Below are 17,573 nucleotides of genomic sequence, written 5' to 3'. Positions count from 1 at the left end.
AATGCAACTGACACTCCGCCTTCGCGAGCAAGCCCGCTCCCACATTGATTGAGTTAAGCCTGAACCCAGCGCTGGCGGCTCCAACTGCTTAGCGCATCGACGGCCAATACCAGCAACAACATTGCCAGCATAACCGTGCTGGCTTGCGCTTCCTGGAACAGGCTGAGGCTGACATAGAGCATCTGCCCCAGACCACCGGCGCCGACGAAACCGAGCACGCTGGCCATGCGGATGTTGTTTTCCCAGCGGTACAGGATGTAGGCCAATAGCTGTGGAAACAGGTTGGGCAGTGTGCCGTAGCAGAAGGCCCACACGGCATTGCCCCCTTGCAGGCGGATGGCCTCGGCCGGTTCTGGCGGGGTGTTTTCCAGCGCTTCGGCAAACAGTCGGCCGAGCACCCCGGTGGTGTGCAGGGCCAGTGCCAGGGTGCCGGCATTCGGCCCGAGGCCGGCGGCCAGGACCATCAGCACGGCCCACACCAGTTCCGGAATCGCGCGCAGGGCGTTGAGCACAAGACGCGACGCGCTCCGCAGCGGCCAGCCAAAGCGCCCGGCCGCGGGCAGTGCCAACAGCAAGCCGAGCACGGCCGCGAGCAGCGTGCCCAAGGCAGACATGGCCATGGTTTCCACGGCGCCACGGCCGATGGCCTGCAAATGGCCGATGCTCAGGTCCGGGCTGAGAAAACGCTGCACGTAGGCACCCATCTGGTGCAGGTTGCGGCTGCCGGCCAGCTCGCCGAGGTCGATGCCCAGATAGCTGAAAGAGGCGACCACCGCTGCGCCGATGCAGAAGATCAGTACCAGATTGACCAGGCGATTCATGCCAGCCTCCAGCGCAGCAGGCGGCTGAGTTGATCGGCGAGCAGCACCAGCACGAGGAAGGTCAGCAACATGCTGGCCACTTCACCGCCGGCGAACATGCGCATCGACAGATCAATTTGCTGGCCCAGGCCGCCGGCGCCGACGAACCCCATGACCACCGAGGCGCGGATCGCGCATTCCCAGCGGTACACCGTGTACGACAGCAACTCCGCCGCGACATTGGGCAGGATGCCGTAGCAGAAGGCTGCCAGCCGACCACTGCCGGCCTGCAACAGCGCGTGGGCCGGGCGTTGGTCGACCGACTCGAAGATTTCCGCGTAGACCTTGCCCAGCATGCCGCTGTAAGTGATGGCAATGGCCAGGACCCCGGCCGTCGGACCGAGGCCGACGGCGCGCACGAACAGCAGGGCCCAGACAATTTCCGGCACGCTACGCAGAAAGATCAGCAGGCCGCGAACCGGCCAGCGCAGCAGTTGGGCCCAGAAACTCGGGTGCCCACCACGGGAGGCAGCGGACAGCGACAGCGCACGACTGGCCAGCAGGCTGGCGGGTATCGCCAGTAGCAACGCCAGGGCCATGCCGGCCGTGGCGATGGCCAGTGTCTGCAGGGTGGCTTGCCACAGCAGCTCGATGAATTCCTCGCCATGGGCGGGTGGCCAGAACGCCGAGACAAAACGGCCCATCTCGCTCTGGCTATCGGTCTGTAGCAGAACGCCCAGGTCCAACTCGCTGAATCGGATACCCGGCCACAGCAGGGCAATGGCCAGCAGGCTGAGCAGCAGGCGCGGCCGAGTGGCCGGATCGCGGGTATCGCGCGTCAGCATCGGGGAATCTGCACGCTCAAGGGCGCCACGGGAATCGGCGGGGACTCCAGTTGCTCATTGGCGTAGAGCGTATCGAGCAGCTCGCGGTCGACTTCGCTGGCGGGACGGTCGAACAGGATCTGTCCATCGCGCAAGCCGATGATGCGAGAGAAGTGCGCCAAGGCCAGCTCCACCGCATGCAGGCTGGCGACCAGAGTGACGTTGTGCTCCCGCGCATGGCGGCAGAGGACCGCCAGGGTGTGCTCGGCCAACACCGGGTCCATCGCCGACACCGGCTCATCGGCCAATAGCACCTCGGGCGCCTGGTACAACACCCGGGCAATGCCTACGCGCTGAAGTTGGCCGCCGGACAGTTGCTGGCACAGGGCGAACAACTTGTCGCCAAGATCGAGCCTGGCCAATGCCGCACGTGCCCCCGGAATATCCACCGGATGCAGCAGATTCAACAGACTCTTGCCCAAGCCCCACTGGCCAAGCTTCCCGGCCAGCACCGCCGTCACCACGCGCTGGCGGGGCGGCAGGGGTGGCGCCTGATGCACCAGGCCAATGCGAGCTCGCAGTCGCTGACGCTGACGGGCAGACAGATGCCAGGGCCGCTCGTCGAGCACTCGCAACTCGCCACTGCTGGGCCGCAGGGCGGTGGCCAACAGGTTAAGCAGGCTCGACTTACCCGCGCCGGACGGGCCGATGATAGCGACCTGTTCACTGGCACCGATGTGCAGGTCCACGTCATGCAGCGCACGGACGCCATTGGCGTGGGTGAGGCTGACCCGGTCCAGATGCAACGTCATTTGAGCAGGTCGGCAGCGCGGGCGGCGTCCTCGATGCCCTTGTAGTTCTCAGGCTTGGTTTCGATGAAGCGGCTGGCGGCCTGCAGATCCAGAATCGCCTTGTGCTCAGGATTCGCCGGATCGAGGGCGAGGAAAGCGGCTTTGAGCTTGGCAGTGAGTGCCGGGTCGAGGGTGCCGCGTACGGTCCAGTTGTAGTCGTAGTAGGCCGGGGTGGTGGCAAACACTTTGACCTTGTTGGTATCGACCTTGCCGGCAGCCACCAGTTTTTCCCACACGCTGGCATTGAGAACACCGGCATCGACTTTGCCGGCCTGAACCCAGGCAACGGTGGCGTCATGGGCGCCTGAGTAGCCGACGCGGCTGAAGTAGGTTTCCGGCTTGATTCCGTCCTGGAGCATGAAATAGCGCGGCATCAAGCTGCCCGAAGTCGAGGACACCGAACCGAAGGCGAAGGTCTTGCCCTTGAGATCGGCAAGGGACTTCACCGCAGGGTCCGCAGTGATGAACTTGCTGGTGAACTGCGCATCCTGTTCGCGCTGCACCAGCGGAATCGCGTTACCGGTTTTCAGGCGTGCCTGAACGAAGGTGAAGCCGCCCAGCCACGCCAGGTCGATCCGGTCGGTGGCCAGTGCTTCGACCACGGCCGGGTAATCGGAAACCGGCACGAACTCGACTTTCATGCCCAACTGCTGTTCCAGATAGGTCCCCAACGGCTTGAACTTGCGCAGCAGTTCGGTGGGGGCTTCGTCCGGAATGGCGCTGACTTTCAAGGTGTCGGCGGCCTGCGCCACCAGGGTGGAAAAGGACAGGGCCAGGCCTGCGGCCAGTGCCAGGGTACGTTTGAGCATGGAAGTTCTCCGGTTCAATAGCGGAAAAATATCGATGCGCCTGGCACAAGCTGTTTGCTGCACGACGCTTCGTGAGGGTAGACGAAACGGCGCGATTATATGGGCTCCTGCGTGATTGGCCAGCGTTGTCCGAATCTGCCGCGTTTGAAAAGCCGCGCTTGCTCAGAAAACCAGGCAAGCATGCGTTCCGTTGTCGGCAGGTATGGGGCAATCAGTGGGCCGATTCGCCTTCACGAACGATCAGTTCCTTTCCGTGCGCCATATTGACCCACCACCCGAATCCCGCAGCGGTGAAGAACATGATGAAACTGTAAATGGCGGCCGGAATGGCCATGGTCGAGTTGTTCAACAAACTCGGGCTGAGCGCCAGAGCGATGGCCAGGGTGCCGTTGTGAATGCCGATTTCCATGCCGATGGCCACGGCTTGGCGCTGAGGTAACCGGAGCAGGCGCGGGACCCAGTAGCCAATCCCGAGGCTGAGCAGGTTGAACAGCAGTGCCGCCAGCCCGACCACCGGCGCATAGTCCAGCACGGTCTGCCAATCCTTTGCGAAGGCCAGTACCACAGTGCCGACCAGAAACAGTGCCGAGACGATCTTCATCGGACGCTCCATGCGCGCGGCAAAGCGCGGTGCGAGCTTGCGCACGAACATGCCGAGGATCACCGGCACCAGGACAATCGCAAACACCTGCAATACCTTGGCAAATTGCAGCGGGATGGCCTGATCGGCCTCCATGAAATAGAGAAGCGACAGATTGACCAGCAACGGCATGGTGAGAATGGCGATCACCGAGTTGACCGCGGTCAGGGTGACGTTCAAGGCCACGTCGCCGTGTGCAAGGTGGCTGTAGAGGTTGGACGTGGTTCCGCCGGGCGAAGCCGCCAGCAGCATCAAGCCTACGGCAAGAGCTGGCGCCAGGTTGAAGCCCTTGGCGATGAGGAAGCAGAAAAACGGCAGCACCAGTAGCTGACAGATCAGGCCGATCAGTACCGGCTTGGGGTACTTCACGACCCGAGCGAAATCCGCCGGGGTCAGCGACAGGCCCAGGCCCAGCATGATGATGCCCAGGGCCATGGGAAGAAACGCAGTCAGCAGGGGAGTGGCGGACATAAGTGATACTCGCAGGAAGGACGCTCACAAAGTTGTAGCACACAGGGCAAGCGCCCGCGGTTACACCCCCCGCTCTCAGACCACATTATGTGAACCCCCACCCCACGTTTTGCACCTTGAAGGCCCGGCCCGTCGGCCTAGGATGGTCACCAGCGGTTGCACCGGACTGTCGGCCAGCGCACTTCAGGCTACCTCCATCGGCGCTCCCCATAACAATAAAAGACACGCCTTGATTGGACAGGAGAAAAACTGATGAAACCCCTGATTGGACTTATGCTGGGCGATGTGACCGGCATTGGCCCTGAGTTGGTCGTCAAGCTGTTGTCGACGCCTGCGGCACGTGAGCGGGCGGATGTGGTGATCATTGGTGACGAGCGTGTGCTCGAACTGGGCATGCGCGACGCTGATCTGCGCATTCCAAGGTCGCCTCGAACGAGAAACGCTGCCTATCCTTACTGGCTACCTGGCCAAACAGCAAGGAGCCTACGTTCATGATTCAGTGCAAAGGTGCCTCTACTCCGGCTACCCCCGAAGATGGGCGCCGCATCCTGGTTGACCGCCTGTGGCCGCGAAACTGTCCCAAGGACCAGCTGCCGTTGGATGCGTGGCTACCCGACGTCGCACCTTCTGCTGATTTAAGTAAGGCTTTCAAAACCGGGCAGCTGGATTTTGCCCAGTTCACAACGGCGTATCGCCACGAGCTGGCCGCCCGTCCACAGCATTGGTGGGCGCTGTTGCAGTTGGCTGAAACGGGAACGCTGACCCTTGTCTTCGCAGCCAAGGCTCCGCAGCAAAACCATGCCGTCGTGCTGGCCCACTGGCTGGAAGAGGAGCTGGATCGTCGCGGTGACTCCAGTTCGCCAGTGTGTTACCTGGACGATTTTCCGGATTATTGAAGGGGTGTTTCGCTGTGCGGGACCGGGGCTTGCAATGCCCCGATCCCGCCCGGACTATTTTTTGCCAACCGACAACGGTGGGGTGCGAGGAGGGATCAATCGCTTTGTCCCGGTCGACTCAAACGCCGACGCCAGGCGAAGCAGCGTGGAATCGTCATAGGCGCGCCCGGCAAACGTCAGCCCGACGGGCATGCCGATGTCCGGCATGACGCCCATCGGCACAGTGACCGTGGGCACGCCCAGGTGGCGGATGGCGAGATTGCCGTTGGCGACCCAAACGCCATTGCTCCACGCAATATCCGCGGACTGCGGATCGACATCGGCATTCGCCGGCCCGACGTCGGCCACCGTCGGGAAGATCACCGCATCGAGCGCCAGCCGATCCATCCAGTCCTCAAGATCGATTCGACGCGTCTGTTCCAGTCCCCGCAGTCCGTCAGGCACCGTGGTGATCTCGTCCCACGCTGTAATGCCGCGCTCGGCCATCCTCACATACTCGTCCATGCCGGCGACAAGGTCGCCCTCACGGTTGGGCAGCGTCCCTGGGTCATGCGGGAAAATCAGCGGTCCGTCCACATCGACCAGACGGTTCAATTTCGGATCGCCGTTGGCCTGGAGAAAATCATCGAACGCCCAGGCCGTCAGATCCCACAACTCATGATGAAGGAACTCTTTAGACACCAGGCCTCGAGTGAACACCGTCGGCGCACCAGGCCGATCACCCTCGCAATTGGACACCAGCGGGAAATCGACCTCGACCACTTCGGCTCCCGCCGCTTCGAGTGCCTTGCGAGCCGCTTTCCAGAGCCCGATCACGGAGGGGCGGGTGTTGATTCGCTGCCCCGTCGGCCCGCCGATGCCAGGCGCATCGCTGGTGCCCGCCTCGGGGTCCGCGTTGATGTACATGCGTGGTACGCCAAGGCGCTTGCCGGCGAGGGCATCGGACTTCGCGGCAAGCGACCCATAGGAGGCGGGACGAACCGAAGCGACACTCGGAATGGGCACCCAGGGTTGCATGCGCCACAGATCGCCGCGTGTGTCGGGATCATCCGCCACCACCACATCGAGTACTTCGAGCAGGTCCGCCATGGTTCTGGCAAACGGCACCACAACGTCCATCGTCGGCGTCAACGGCCAGTTACCGCGCACCGAGATCACCCCGCGCGAAGGGGTGTAGGCACACAAACCATTGTTCGAAGCAGGGCCCCGGCCGCTCGACCAGGTTTCTTCCGCCAGGCCGAATGCCGCGAAACTGGCGGCGGTGGCCGTGCCTGCACCGTTCGATGAGCCCGATGCGAAGGGCGCGGTGAGATAGTCAGCGTTGTAGGGGCTCTCCGCGCGGCCGTAGACCCCGCGCTGCATGCCGCCGTTCGCCATGGGCGGCATGTTGGTCTTGCCCAGGCAGATCGCTCCGGCGCCGCGAAGTCGTTCGATGGTGAACGCATCGCGATAAGCAATCAGGTTCGCGAAGGCCGGGCTTCCAGACGCTGCGGTGAGCCCCTTCACCAAGTAACTGTCCTTGGCCGTGTAGGGAATGCCGTCGAGCGGACCCAACGTCTCGCCCTTGGCCCGACGGGCATCGGACGCCTGCGCCTCTTTGAGCGCATCGGGGTTGCGAACCACCACCGCATTGAGCGCGGTGGACGTGTCGAGTCCGTCGTAGGCATCGATCCTGGCGAGATAGGCCTGGACAAGCTCAACCGCCGTGGTCTGGCCAGATTCAAGCGCAGCCCGCAGTTCGGCAATGGAAACTTCGGTGACCTCGATCATGCTGTTACCGCCGACGGCTGATGGATGACGCAGTGAATGTTTCCATCACGCTGGAGCGGGAGCTCAGGGACATCATGTCTCTCAAAATGGTTTTTCATATCGGTTCTCATTGCACGGCGCTACTCGACAGGGGCTGGGCTTACAACCTGAGCGTTGTATTTTGGCATCAACCCGGGAGCAGAGGAAACGGTGTAGCGGTTTGAGCGCCGTGGTCGGGAATCGGAATGTCATGCATCAATCTGTAATTCCAGATCACCGTTGTCCAGTTTGCGGGAGTGAGCCACCGTACCGGTCAAGCGTTTTTCCGAAGAAAAGGTAATGGTTACGGTATGGGCCTTGTGCAGGTCATCGGGCACCGGAGCCAGCACCTGCACTTGAAATGCGCCTGGCGTGATTGGCGTGAAAATGATGTCGCACACAACGCTTTTTGCGATAGGACCGAGCAAGGTGTCATGCATGTAATTCAAACGTACCGGGGAAACAGTCATGGCGATGTCCTCCAACCGGGCAGAGGCGTGAGGGCTTTCGCCTGGGCCCTGCCTATGGGATTGACGACTGGATCAAACTTGAGTTCAACGCCCGGGACCACCGGGCAATACGAGACAGGAGCAAGGCTTGCGTCGGCTACCTTTGGGCAGAATGACTCGCCGAGTAACGAGGAATAACACTGACGCGTTCGAGATCGTTTCGCAGGTCCGCGATCAGCGTCGCGATGGCATGACTGGTGTTCAGCTGGGCAATGGAGATACCGGTGACAGTGAGAATCTCTTGATTCGAGGCGTCTTGATAAAAACGAACGGTCAGTGCTGCCGGTGAGTCGACAGTACATTCGCAGCGGGTGGGGAGGAAGCTTTGCTCTACAAGGTGACGTAGTTCCAGATTCGATAGCATGGAGACTTACCTTGACGGGAGCCTGCCAAATGACTTCTGTCAGAACGTGATGCGAAAACCTCTAAAAGATAGACGCTGAACAGGCTCCCTACACTTGATTGGCCAGGAGCCCCGTATTTCAGTGTACGCCTGTGACCCCGGACGGATTAGACCGTTTTCTCTCAGGCCGCTTTGAAAGGCAATGCATTCGTCGCGGTCCATCGCGTTCGGACCAGGCGTTGGAAATCTGATGAAGGGCGCATGACACGCTGAGCGGGTGAGCTAAGGTTTCCATGTTCACCCCGCCAGTTGCAGTCCAATCAGCTCGTCCCTGTAGCGGCTGGCGGGGTGAACTCTTTCGAGGAGGTCACTCGGGCAACCCGGCCAGCCGCAGTCCATCGGCGAAACGCGCGAAATCCTCGGGCCGTTGGATGGGCAGCCAGTCCTTCAGGTTGGAGATGCGCAAAGATGGGTCCAGTTCGTGCAGGCGCTGCATCGCTTGCTGCGCCTTGTCCATTCGTCCGGTGAACGCATGACTGGCGGCCACCAGGGCCGCCGGGACCAGAAGGCTCGAGCCTTCTGAGCCGGGTCGGGACAAACCAGTCCACGGTGATTGCCTTCGACACAGCGTTCATCGCCGTGGCCCTGCTGTTTGTCATCGCGGCCCCCATGCTGGTCGGCATCAAGATCGGACTCTCGCGATACGCGAAAGTACGCGCTGCGCGAGCCGTAGCGTAAGCCCTCGACACCCTGTGATTCGGGGGGTTGACCGGCTAAGGCACCATTCGTCCATTGCGCCGCACTCCGACGCGTCTGGCCGCTCCAAAGTAGTTCATCACTGCATTGGAGGCCGCCATGAAAACCCATCCATCCAGCACCAAAGAAGGGCCGGCCGAGGATTTGAGCCATCCCAATGACGACGGTTGTGTATTGGGCACCGCTGGCCGTGACGAAGACCCCAATTCCACCACCGACTGGGACAGGAAGAGCGACTCTGCAGGCGATCGTCAAACACCCGACGATGCCCACGGGATGCCGGGTTACCCGCGCGACCCCGCCGATGATCAATCGCGCCCGGCCACCAAGCCTCGGCCTGACAGCAGTGAATCAGAACCGGGCATTGAAACGCCGGAGCAAGGCAACGACAAAGCCGGTTGATCGGTGGTTGTGCGGGCAGGCTCGATACGGGCAGGTCACCTGTCCGCGCTTTGTGCGACGTAATGGATTTTTCGCGCCGAGAGGCTCTTGATCATGAGTTCCGCACCCCGGTTCGGTATTGAAGAAGAGTATTTCCTGACCCGCCTCGACACGCGACAGATGGTGGCCGAGCCGGCTAGCGAACTGTTGCGCGAGTGCCAGGTGTCCGCAGGTGCAGGGTTTGCCTTCGAGATGTTCCAGGGACAGATCGAGGTGGCGTCTCCGGTATTTTCGACGCAGCAGGAGGCGGCTGACTTTTTCTTCGATGTGCGTTCGCGATTGACCCGAACCCTGGCCGGACACGGGATGGGACTGCTCTGTGCCGGCAGCCATCCCCTGGCGCGCTGGCGTGATCAGCGAGCGACACCTCAGCCACATTTCCAACAGTTGTTTCGAGAATTCCAATCGGTAGCACAACGCAGCGTGCTCTGCGGACTGCATGTGCATGTCGAGATTCCAGCGCGCATCGATCGGATTGCCGTGATGAATGAGGTGTCGCCATGGCTGCCATTGTTGCTGGCGCTCAGCTGCTCGTCGCCGTTCTGGGAAGGCGAGGACAGCGGTTTCATGAGCTACCGCCAGGTTGTCTGCGACGGCTGGCCACGGATGGGCGTGCCTGAATATTTTGTGGATGAGGAGGACTACCAGCGTTATCTATCGCTGCTTCGACATATCGGCGTGCTTGAAGAAGGCGGCAATGGTTGGTGGGGCATTCGCCCCGCGTCGCGCTACCCGACCCTGGAACTGCGGATGACCGATGCCTGCCCTCGCTTGAGCGATACGCTGCTGCTGGCCGCCTTGTTCCGGGTCATGGTGGCGTTTGCCATTGCCTGTCCACGCCCTGGCGCGGGATACGGTGCTATTGCACGCCGGCTGCTGGAAGAAAACCGCTGGCAGGCTAAACGGTATGGCGCGCAGGGCCGTTTTGTCATCGATTCCGGGGAGTCAGTGGTCAGCGCCGGGCAGTGGCTGGCACAGGCGCGGTCAGTCCTTCAGCCAACGGCGGATCGGATTGGCGAGTCGTCGGTCTTCGATCGGGCCGAGGCGGTGTTGCTCACCGGCAACAGCGCGTCCCGGCAGTTGGCCTGTCATGCGCAGGCCGTTGCTGAGGGCGATGATCGGCAACATTGTCTGTGGCGGGTGGTTGATCAACTGCTGGATGAAAGCCGCGTTGCTGGCAACCATTGATCGGTTGTCCGCATTGAAAAAAGGAACCGCTGTGATCTTGCGTGTCACGGCCACTGCCATCTGCGGTTCGGATCTGTACCTGTATCGCGGCAAAATCCCGACGGTGGAACACGGTGATATCTTCGGCCATGAATTCATGGGGATTGTCGAGGAAACCGGGCGGGCAGTGACCAAGGTGCAGCGCGGTGATCGGGTGGTCATTCCTTTCGTGATCGCCTGTGGTGAGTGTTTCTTCTGCCAGCAGCAGCTTTATGCGGCCTGCGAAACCACCAATGATGGACGCGGTGCTTTCGCCGATCGCGGAGTCACCACTTTATAGCGGCGAGCGGCACTGAACGTCCTGGCGAAGCGGCTGACTTTACATGTTCGGTTGACGATGGATTCGCCGCCAGTCCGCACGCGCTTCGGACCGCGTGGCTGCGCGCGAAGACACGGCGTTAAGCAACTTTTGGCCACCTCCCGGGTGGCCTCAAGTTTTGCCTAGTTACCATCCGCTACTTTGCGTTCTATCTCGGCTATTTTTCGGCTGAGTTCCTCCGCGTCCTCCTCCTCGGTGCGGGTGGAAGAGGGCGTGATGGTTTGATCGACGCCTTCGGCATCACTGTCCCTGTCCCTTAGGTCTTCTTCGACCACATTGACCGGTTTGCCGGACGTATCGGTGGGCGGGGCGTTTGATGCGCCTTCGGGTTTGACGTCATTGACGCTGTCATCGCTGTTCATTTCGCTTACCTCCAGTGACCTACACATTCGATCTCGCGGTATCGCACGAGTTCGAGAATTGTTGCCGGCGAATCGGTTCTTGCGTCGGAACCGTATCACTCATCATTCCATTGGAACTCCCGATCACGCTGCTCCGTCATTTCGAATGAGGGGGGCTGCGATTAGCTCGTGGCGAACCCTGAAACGCTTTTTCATCCAGAAGGCGAGGGACGTCATGAATACTTCAGACACCAGGGCTGGCAATCAGACAGGAAGTCAGGACAGCGCACGACCAGAACAGGATTTTCAACATTTAAAGGAGGACGTATCAGAGGCACTCGGCGGCGCCAGGCAGCAGGCGGATGCGCAGTTCGGGCAATATCGAGACACCGCCGCCGACCAGATCGAGGCATTGGCCAAGGGGGCGAAATCCTTCGTTTCCGAACTGGAAAGCAAGGATACGCTCGGCATGTCCGACTACCTGGCTGACATGGCCGAGTCCATGAGCAGCCTGGCCGGGAATCTACGCGGGAAGAGTGCCGAACAGCTCCTGCATGACGGGGCCGACCTGGCCCGTAGCAATCCGACACTCTTCATTGCCGGGAGCATCGCGCTGGGCTTTGGCTTGTCGCGCTTCTTGAAAGCCGGCAGCGCCCCTGCGGCGACATTCACCGATACCGGAGATCCGGCCGCTGGCCACTCGGTGCCTCCATCGGGCGGTTTTGGTGCTCAGCGACCTTATGAAACCTCCGTACCGCCACGCACCGATCCAGGCCCCGGCCTGGCCACCGGCATCACGCCGGCCTCGCCGAATGAACAAGACCACCCTTCGGACTTTGCGACGACGTCGACACCGGGTTCAACCCCCTTCAAAGGAGAACTGTGATGAACAGAAATGATGCGGATTTGCCGGGCTCAAGACCGCTGGCCACGCCTGATCAGGACGCTTCGGTTGTCGGGCTGTTGCGGCAGTTGTCCCACGAAGTACCAGCACTTTTTACCAAGGAACTGGCGTTGGCCAAGGCTGAACTTCAGGCCAGCCTCACGACACTCAAGGCAGGCATTGCCGGTGTGGCGGGTGGTGCGATTGTGCTGCTGGCGGGGTTCATCATCTTGCTGATGTCCGCCGTCTACGGCCTGAGCATCGTCATGGCTCCGTGGCTGGCCGCCCTGATTGTGGGGGTGGTGGTGATGATCGTAGGGTTCGCCATGTTGCAGTCAGGGAAAAAACAATTCGAGCCGTCGCACTTCAGGCCTGATCGCACGATGGACGCTTTGAATAAAGACCAGGAAGCGCTGCGGAGGAAAGTGTCATGAACCGTGAATTCGAAGTGGAGTCGCAGAAAAGTCCTGAAGCCATCGAGCGTGAAATCGATGCGCAGCGGCAAACCATCGGCAACCTCGTTGACGCTTTGGAAAGTAAGTTTACGCCGGGACAAATGTTCGACCAGGCGTTGGGCATGATGCAGAGCAACGGCACGACGTTCCTGACCAACCTGGGCACCAGCGTGCGCAACAATCCCGTTCCTGCTGTACTGACGTCGGTGGGATTGTTGTGGTTGATGATGAGCCAGAATCGTCCGCCGACGCCACGCCCAGGCTATCGGGTTGGCCCCGATCAGGACACGGTCGGGGAGTGGGCCGATGGTTTGGCAGACGGGATTGACAGTGCGCGTGACCATTTGCACCACACCTCCGACACCTTGAAGGAGGGTTACCAGACCGTCAAAGGCAAGGCCGCGCACCTGGGGGGCAATCTGAGTGCGGCCACCGAAAACATCAGCCACGCCGCTCACGACGTCAGCGACCGTTTAGTGCGCAGCACACAAGTGATGAGCAATCAGTTCAGTCAGTTATTGAAGGAACAACCCTTGGTAGTCGCTGCTGCAGGAATCGCATTAGGCGCCTTGTTGGGGGCGGCAATACCTTCGACAGCGACTGAGCAACGCTACATGGGCAAGACCAGCGCAAGGCTGACCGAAAAGGTCAAACAACAGGCACGGGAGGGCTTTGAGGCCGTGCGCGACACCGTGACGAAAACGACGGATCACTCGGATGTGAACGAGAGATCGGATGGAGAGCTGCGTACAACACCCGATACGCCAGCCGACCTGTCCCGGGGATTGGGCACCTCATAAAGAGTTGTGTGTGACGGGAGGCCGGCAACTGGCCTCCCGTTTACACCGCGTGTAGTGTGTGTTCGAACGGAATGCGCAATGCATTTCAAGGCAGTTGCTACGGGGTCGTCCACGGGCAACCAACAATCGGGTGAATCGGTAGGAGGTGACATGTCCGATCCAGCGTCCTCGGGTGCAAGTCCTTCGCGTTCTTGGTTTGCACTGGCTCGCACTAGCCGCTGGCCGAGCATCTGTTTCTGGTTGACCCTGGCCGTCGTGACGGTGTTGTTGCTGTTCAGCGGATATACCGGGCTGACAAGCGCCAATCCGGACGTTCTGCGTTATGCGATATTGGGCGGCATTGCCGGTTTCGCGGCCACGGCGCTGGGCGCTTCGCTCGCCTTGGTTTTGCGTGAGGTGGCGGTCCGCACCCAGGACATGATGCTCGGCTTTGCTGCCGGGATGATGCTGGCGGCCAGTTCCTTTTCGCTGATTCTCCCGGGCATTGAGGCGGCACAGGTTATCAGTGGCAATCAAATGCTGGCGGCGAGTATCGTCGTGTTCGGGATGGGGTTGGGCGTGGCGTTGATGGTTGGGTTGGATCGCTTTGTGCCCCATGAACATAAAGAGATTGGCAGGAGAGGGCCCGAAGTTCAGCGTCTCAACCGAGTCTGGTTATTTGTCCTGGCCATCACGCTTCACAACCTGCCCGAGGGCATGGCCATCGGCGTCAGCTTCGCGGACGGCGACATGACGGTAGGGCTGCCATTGACGACGGCCATCGCCCTGCAGGACATACCGGAAGGCCTTGCCATCGCACTGGCGCTGCGGGTGACCGGCATATCGGCGTTGCGGGCTGCGCTGGTGGCTATCGGTTCCGGACTGATGGAACCATTGGGCGCCGTGATTGGCCTTGGCATTTCCTCTGGATTTGCGCTGGGCTATCCCATTGCCCTGGGGCTGGCGGCCGGTGCGATGATCTTTGTCGTCTCCCATGAAGTGATTCCCGAAACGCACCGCAACGGTCATGAAACACCCGCCACCCTGGGATTAATGCTGGGTTTCGGGGTCATGATGTTTCTGGATACGGCGTTGGGATAGCCGTTCTTCACCGCTCAGTTTTTTAGCCCGACTATCAAACGGAATGAACCCCTGGCAGACCTCCACGCCTAAGCCTGAATGAATCAGGAGGAACCATCTTGCCGAGAATTTTGACATCTCATACAGGCGATACCGAACTCAGCGAGCACAACGCGAAGATGTTCGGGTCGCCCAAGGAGCGACTGGATTTTTACCGAAGGGAGATTCAGTACGAGACCAGCATTCTGGCCAATCGGACTGACGCCTATCTGGCGGCACAATCTTTTCTGGTCATCGCTTTTGCTTCCTGCATGGCCAATCTCAACCCCGAATGGGGCAAGCTTTTCACCCTTGTGGTACCACCGTTTCTGGCGCTGCTTGGCGTGCTCAGTTCCTTGAATGCCTGGCCGGGTATTCGTGCGGCATACGACATCATCGACCACTGGCATTTCAAGCAAAGCGAGCTATTGCGCAGCGAGCCGCTGATGGGCTTGGCGTATGACGAATCGCCCTTGTTTTGTGAGCGCGAGTCTACTCATAAGGGATACCGCAAAGCGTTGCTGTTTTCGGTTCGTACCCCTTGGATCTTTGCGATGTTCTGGATATTGCTTGGCATCTGGGCAGTCTTCATCCAGGTCACCAATCCAAGTGCCTGACTAGGTGGAAACCTCTGTCCAATCCAGCGTCGCGGATTCGCGCCATCTGACGTCAGTGACCCCGTACTTTTCGGCTTGAGGTCTGGAGATGACTTTAAGCGGCGGTTTGCCCGGTTTCGGTATGGGAGCGATTCCGGCATCACAGCTTGCCCAATGCCATGCATCGGCATTGCGCATCATTTTTGCGCGGATGATGAATGACTTCGGCTCGCCATGGAGCTTGTACTCAATGATGTAAAAACAGGTATTCATGAGGCCCCCTCCCTATGCTCATAGACAAAGGAGTGGCCGCGTCAAAAAAAATTCAAAACAATTCCAGTGCGGTTATTAATCGTTGATTCAAATAAAAATATGCTTGGGTTTCGGCTATTTCTTTATTTGTTGTTTGATTCGCATCCAGTCCTGATAAGCCTCGTTTCGCTTGGCATCTGCGCGCGCCTTGGCCTCGGAGAACTTCGCCAAGGCCAAGGACCTATCGGAAATATCATCAAGTATTTTGTAGGCGATGGCATCGAGTCGATCTGCCTCGAAAAAAAGCTCGGTGTTGCGCGCTATCTCTTCATTCCAGTCCAGATCCATGGCATCGGTCAGGATTTCTGTAGTCATGTCCGCAAACCCCCGTCAATCCAGGGATGCCGACCCTCGGCATCTGATGTCCGTCATTTCCATATATGCGATTTCCTGGTCTGCATGGCAACGTCGCTCACAACGCGCTCTTCATGCTTCATAAAAAAAGAGTTAGCGCACTTGGGAAAATTCAAAGATTTTTGTCGCTGGTTATAAGTCTTTGATAAATATCATTTATTTTTCTGTTTCTTCTACGGAAGATAAGTTTTTGTATAACCAGGAAAGCAGCGCTAACTGCAAGTAAGGCGGACCGCTTTGGCGGCGCGTTGGAGTTCCTGTTTAACATCCACAGGTATCCGCTGTTCCATACGGCGCTGTTCGAGGAATATCTGATCGCCTTGAGTTTCTACCTCGGCGTCTATGGCGGCAGCCTGTGTCTCTATGGCGGCAGCGTGAGCGTCTATTACCGCCTGCACCTCGGCTTCATCCGTTGCCGCATTGAGCGCAGTGATCAGAGCAGCCACTTTGGCTTCTTCATCCTTGGCGTACGCATCGACAGACAAGCCGGCAGCCAAGGCCCGCGCCCGGATTTCCACACCTTTAAGCGACTCCTTGGCTTCTGCACACCCAGCGTCGCGGTTCTGATTGTCGACGGCTTCCCACTGCATTAATGCATACGTCATCGCGCCCACGATCGCCACGATGACGCCGCCACCCATCAGGACTCGCTTCATGGCAGCACCCTGCAACATCCGGGGAGTGTGCTTTCGGTCTGCATCGGTTCAACTCTGGTTGGGGATATGAAAGCGTAGCAAAGGAATCGGTTGCCCCATTTTAATGTCGTTACAAGGTATTGGCGAAGACCCGCGAGGTGTCTGTGTGTTTACAACCTCAGAGGCTTCTAGTGCTCCTCCTGTCGGCCTCCATGAACCAGCATCGAATCCTTCTGATCCATTCAAAAACGGACTCGGAACTGCACAGCGATGAACTCCTTTAAAAACCTGCTGACACCGGTTCAAGAACGCAGACTTCTTGCATTGGATTGTTGGCACAGGGCACTCGAAAACATCGCGCTGCGCATGGAGTGTCCTGATGCCTATCACGAGGAGCTGATACGACAATCCGATGAGATGGATCGCCGGGGGCTTGTCAGCTGGGAAGAGTGGCGAGACCTGCGAATCGAGGCGGATCAGGCGTATCTGCGCGCGGTCGCGGGAGGGGACTATCACTGAGCATCAGTGCACATTCGTGACCTTGCGGTCGCCCTGGCGAAGTGAGGAGGTGATCGGGCATTGCTGATCGAGACTTCATGCAGGTTGGCGAAGTTGGGCGGGCCATGGCCTCTATCGAGCGGGCGGGGATTACCAAGTTGTCGGTGATGACGGCGAAGTGAGGTGTGAACGTACTTGTTTAAGCGGTCTCGAGTTTACTTCCCGAAAGCTACAAGATCTTGCGTCGTTGCCTACGGCTACGCCAGAATCCGCCGGCTTGTGCGCCTTGGGGTCGCTCGGTAACTTAAATCCTGGCACTGCCCATCAGTGATCGGGTTTAGCAGCCCGTGTATAACCTAAGTCGTACGACGCTTCTATCAGTCAGGTTTGCGCCTGCATTTTGATGGTGGCTGTACGCAGGGCGCCCTTGGGCGCGCCGGCTTCTTAGGTTTCCCGGTCTGCTAACCTGCGTGCAGCTGCCACCCTCTTCGTTTAGCAGCAGGAGGGTTGGCACACCATTAGGAACCTGAGATATGTTCAAAGTCACACCCAACCCGCCAGACACCGATCCGGCATCCCCGTACGAAAGCCCCGATTCAAAAAAACTCAACGAAGCCGCCGAACGCGCCCTCGACTTTCATTTTCCCTCCGTTGCCTACATCAAAGCCACCCCACGCACCCCCAGCACCCTGTTTACCGTCGACCCGGAAGCCACGACCGAAACCCTGGTGGTTTATCTGGTCGAAACACTGGCCTCGGTCGACGTGATGGTCCATCAGTTGGTGGATCACCTAGAAGGGGGGACGCGCAATGCCCTGCTGGGCATTTCCAACAGTGTGATGCTGGCGGAGATCACCGCGAACCGGGTGCTGGATCAGATTGATCCGCCTGAGTAGGCGCTGTCCTGTGGCGAGGGAGCAAACTCCC

The 17,573-nt window shown here is 59.6% G+C and carries 23 protein-coding genes and 4 pseudogenes; 14 read left to right on the top strand and 13 right to left on the bottom strand.

The genetic code is table 11. From position 1 onward, the window contains the following. Positions 1-53 precede the first annotated feature (53 nt). The 5 genes from phnE to ACA055_RS17700 all read right to left on the bottom strand — a co-directional run bounded on the left by phnE (position 54) and on the right by ACA055_RS17700 (position 4,395). Positions 54-821, bottom strand: coding sequence for a phosphonate ABC transporter, permease protein PhnE (gene phnE, locus ACA055_RS17720; protein WP_497679831.1), 768 nt, complete (start codon positions 819-821; stop codon positions 54-56). Further along, positions 818-1,645: a PhnE/PtxC family ABC transporter permease gene (locus tag ACA055_RS17715; protein WP_497679830.1), complete on the bottom strand. Its 828-nt coding sequence runs from the start codon at positions 1,643-1,645 to the stop codon at positions 818-820. The genes phnE and ACA055_RS17715 overlap by 4 nt, the downstream gene beginning before the upstream one ends. Next, the gene (locus tag ACA055_RS17710; protein ID WP_497679829.1) at positions 1,639-2,436 is read right to left on the bottom strand and encodes a phosphonate ABC transporter ATP-binding protein; all 798 of its coding nucleotides are present in this window, start codon (positions 2,434-2,436) and stop codon (positions 1,639-1,641) included. Before ACA055_RS17710 ends, ACA055_RS17715 begins: the two co-directional genes overlap by 7 nt. Continuing rightward, the gene (locus tag ACA055_RS17705; RefSeq protein ID WP_497679828.1) at positions 2,433-3,284 is read right to left on the bottom strand and encodes a putative selenate ABC transporter substrate-binding protein; all 852 of its coding nucleotides are present in this window, start codon (positions 3,282-3,284) and stop codon (positions 2,433-2,435) included. Before ACA055_RS17705 ends, ACA055_RS17710 begins: the two co-directional genes overlap by 4 nt. A gap of 211 nt (positions 3,285-3,495) precedes the next feature. Then, complete coding sequence (locus tag ACA055_RS17700) at positions 3,496-4,395, bottom strand: bile acid:sodium symporter family protein (RefSeq protein WP_497679827.1); 900 nt, start codon at positions 4,393-4,395, stop codon at positions 3,496-3,498. Positions 4,396-4,647: 252 nt separating this feature from the next. Here ACA055_RS17700 and ACA055_RS17695 point away from each other — a divergent pair, with 252 nt between their 5' ends. Both ACA055_RS17695 and ACA055_RS17690 read left to right on the top strand, forming a co-directional pair. Continuing rightward, positions 4,648-4,890, top strand: coding sequence for a hypothetical protein (locus ACA055_RS17695; protein WP_497679826.1), 243 nt, complete (start codon positions 4,648-4,650; stop codon positions 4,888-4,890). Next, on the top strand, positions 4,887-5,291 hold the full coding sequence (locus ACA055_RS17690) for a DUF488 domain-containing protein (protein WP_497679825.1): 405 nt from the start codon (positions 4,887-4,889) through the stop codon (positions 5,289-5,291). Before ACA055_RS17695 ends, ACA055_RS17690 begins: the two co-directional genes overlap by 4 nt. Before the next feature lie 54 nt (positions 5,292-5,345). Here the strand turns inward: ACA055_RS17690 and ACA055_RS17685 are convergent, their stop codons facing one another. From ACA055_RS17685 to ACA055_RS17670, 4 genes and pseudogenes are all read right to left on the bottom strand, one after another. Continuing rightward, complete coding sequence (locus tag ACA055_RS17685) at positions 5,346-7,061, bottom strand: amidase (RefSeq protein ID WP_497679824.1); 1,716 nt, start codon at positions 7,059-7,061, stop codon at positions 5,346-5,348. Positions 7,062-7,288: 227 nt separating this feature from the next. Further along, positions 7,289-7,549, bottom strand: coding sequence for a hypothetical protein (locus tag ACA055_RS17680; RefSeq protein WP_497679823.1), 261 nt, complete (start codon positions 7,547-7,549; stop codon positions 7,289-7,291). Positions 7,550-7,685: 136 nt separating this feature from the next. After that, positions 7,686-7,952 carry a DUF1652 domain-containing protein gene (locus ACA055_RS17675; protein WP_497679822.1) on the bottom strand — a complete coding sequence of 89 codons (267 nt, stop codon included), beginning with the start codon at positions 7,950-7,952 and terminating at the stop codon, positions 7,686-7,688. A gap of 346 nt (positions 7,953-8,298) precedes the next feature. Beyond that, a pseudogene (locus ACA055_RS17670) lies at positions 8,299-8,502 on the bottom strand (CadC-family transcriptional regulator); the annotation flags it as partial. Between ACA055_RS17670 and ACA055_RS17665 the strand changes: the two are divergent. From ACA055_RS17665 to ACA055_RS17650, 4 genes and pseudogenes are all read left to right on the top strand, one after another. After that, a pseudogene (locus ACA055_RS17665) lies at positions 8,490-8,669 on the top strand (MFS transporter); the annotation flags it as partial. The pseudogenes ACA055_RS17670 and ACA055_RS17665 overlap by 13 nt on opposite strands. 117 nt (positions 8,670-8,786) lie before the next feature. Next, the gene (locus ACA055_RS17660) at positions 8,787-9,089 is read left to right on the top strand and encodes a hypothetical protein (RefSeq protein ID WP_497679821.1); all 303 of its coding nucleotides are present in this window, start codon (positions 8,787-8,789) and stop codon (positions 9,087-9,089) included. A 93-nt stretch (positions 9,090-9,182) separates the two neighbouring features. Beyond that, positions 9,183-10,316, top strand: coding sequence for a carboxylate-amine ligase (locus ACA055_RS17655; RefSeq protein ID WP_497679820.1), 1,134 nt, complete (start codon positions 9,183-9,185; stop codon positions 10,314-10,316). Positions 10,317-10,350: 34 nt separating this feature from the next. Beyond that, positions 10,351-10,617, top strand: a pseudogene (locus ACA055_RS17650) (alcohol dehydrogenase catalytic domain-containing protein); the annotation flags it as partial. A 179-nt stretch (positions 10,618-10,796) separates the two neighbouring features. On the opposite strand, the gene ACA055_RS17645 reads toward ACA055_RS17650, so the two are convergent. Beyond that, positions 10,797-11,036, bottom strand: a complete 240-nt coding sequence (locus ACA055_RS17645) for a hypothetical protein (RefSeq protein ID WP_497679819.1) — start codon at positions 11,034-11,036, stop codon at positions 10,797-10,799. 214 nt (positions 11,037-11,250) lie between these two features. Here ACA055_RS17645 and ACA055_RS17640 point away from each other — a divergent pair, with 214 nt between their 5' ends. From ACA055_RS17640 to ACA055_RS17620, 5 genes are all read left to right on the top strand, one after another. Beyond that, positions 11,251-11,901, top strand: coding sequence for a hypothetical protein (locus tag ACA055_RS17640; protein WP_497679818.1), 651 nt, complete (start codon positions 11,251-11,253; stop codon positions 11,899-11,901). Next, positions 11,901-12,332 carry a phage holin family protein gene (locus tag ACA055_RS17635; protein ID WP_497679817.1) on the top strand — a complete coding sequence of 144 codons (432 nt, stop codon included), beginning with the start codon at positions 11,901-11,903 and terminating at the stop codon, positions 12,330-12,332. The genes ACA055_RS17640 and ACA055_RS17635 overlap by 1 nt, the downstream gene beginning before the upstream one ends. Beyond that, positions 12,329-13,153 carry a DUF3618 domain-containing protein gene (locus ACA055_RS17630; RefSeq protein WP_497679816.1) on the top strand — a complete coding sequence of 275 codons (825 nt, stop codon included), beginning with the start codon at positions 12,329-12,331 and terminating at the stop codon, positions 13,151-13,153. The genes ACA055_RS17635 and ACA055_RS17630 overlap by 4 nt, the downstream gene beginning before the upstream one ends. A 150-nt stretch (positions 13,154-13,303) precedes the next feature. After that, positions 13,304-14,233, top strand: coding sequence for a ZIP family metal transporter (locus ACA055_RS17625; protein ID WP_497679815.1), 930 nt, complete (start codon positions 13,304-13,306; stop codon positions 14,231-14,233). A gap of 98 nt (positions 14,234-14,331) precedes the next feature. After that, positions 14,332-14,868, top strand: a complete 537-nt coding sequence (locus ACA055_RS17620) for a hypothetical protein (RefSeq protein ID WP_497679814.1) — start codon at positions 14,332-14,334, stop codon at positions 14,866-14,868. Here ACA055_RS17620 and ACA055_RS17615 read toward each other — a convergent pair whose 3' ends face one another. The 3 genes from ACA055_RS17615 to ACA055_RS17605 form a co-directional block, all read right to left on the bottom strand. Then, positions 14,869-15,120, bottom strand: coding sequence for a DUF6555 family protein (locus ACA055_RS17615; protein ID WP_497679813.1), 252 nt, complete (start codon positions 15,118-15,120; stop codon positions 14,869-14,871). It lies immediately after the preceding gene. Positions 15,121-15,234: 114 nt separating this feature from the next. After that, positions 15,235-15,474, bottom strand: coding sequence for a hypothetical protein (locus tag ACA055_RS17610; protein ID WP_497679812.1), 240 nt, complete (start codon positions 15,472-15,474; stop codon positions 15,235-15,237). A gap of 251 nt (positions 15,475-15,725) precedes the next feature. Next, on the bottom strand, positions 15,726-16,169 hold the full coding sequence (locus ACA055_RS17605) for a hypothetical protein (protein ID WP_497679811.1): 444 nt from the start codon (positions 16,167-16,169) through the stop codon (positions 15,726-15,728). 249 nt (positions 16,170-16,418) lie between these two features. Here ACA055_RS17605 and ACA055_RS17600 point away from each other — a divergent pair, with 249 nt between their 5' ends. From ACA055_RS17600 to ACA055_RS17590, 3 genes and pseudogenes are all read left to right on the top strand, one after another. Then, positions 16,419-16,667 (top strand): hypothetical protein, encoded by a 249-nt coding sequence (locus tag ACA055_RS17600; RefSeq protein ID WP_497679810.1) that lies wholly within the window; start codon positions 16,419-16,421, stop codon positions 16,665-16,667. A gap of 86 nt (positions 16,668-16,753) precedes the next feature. Beyond that, a pseudogene (locus ACA055_RS17595) lies at positions 16,754-16,828 on the top strand (ExbD/TolR family protein); the annotation flags it as partial. A gap of 351 nt (positions 16,829-17,179) precedes the next feature. Continuing rightward, on the top strand, positions 17,180-17,542 hold the full coding sequence (locus tag ACA055_RS17590; protein WP_497679809.1) for a DUF6124 family protein: 363 nt from the start codon (positions 17,180-17,182) through the stop codon (positions 17,540-17,542). Positions 17,543-17,573: the final 31 nt, after the last annotated feature.

Source organism: Pseudomonas sp. LBUM1657, from assembly GCF_059716075.1.
The sequence above is the reverse complement of the archived record's forward strand: the minus strand, read 5'-3'. Positions and strand labels throughout refer to the sequence as shown.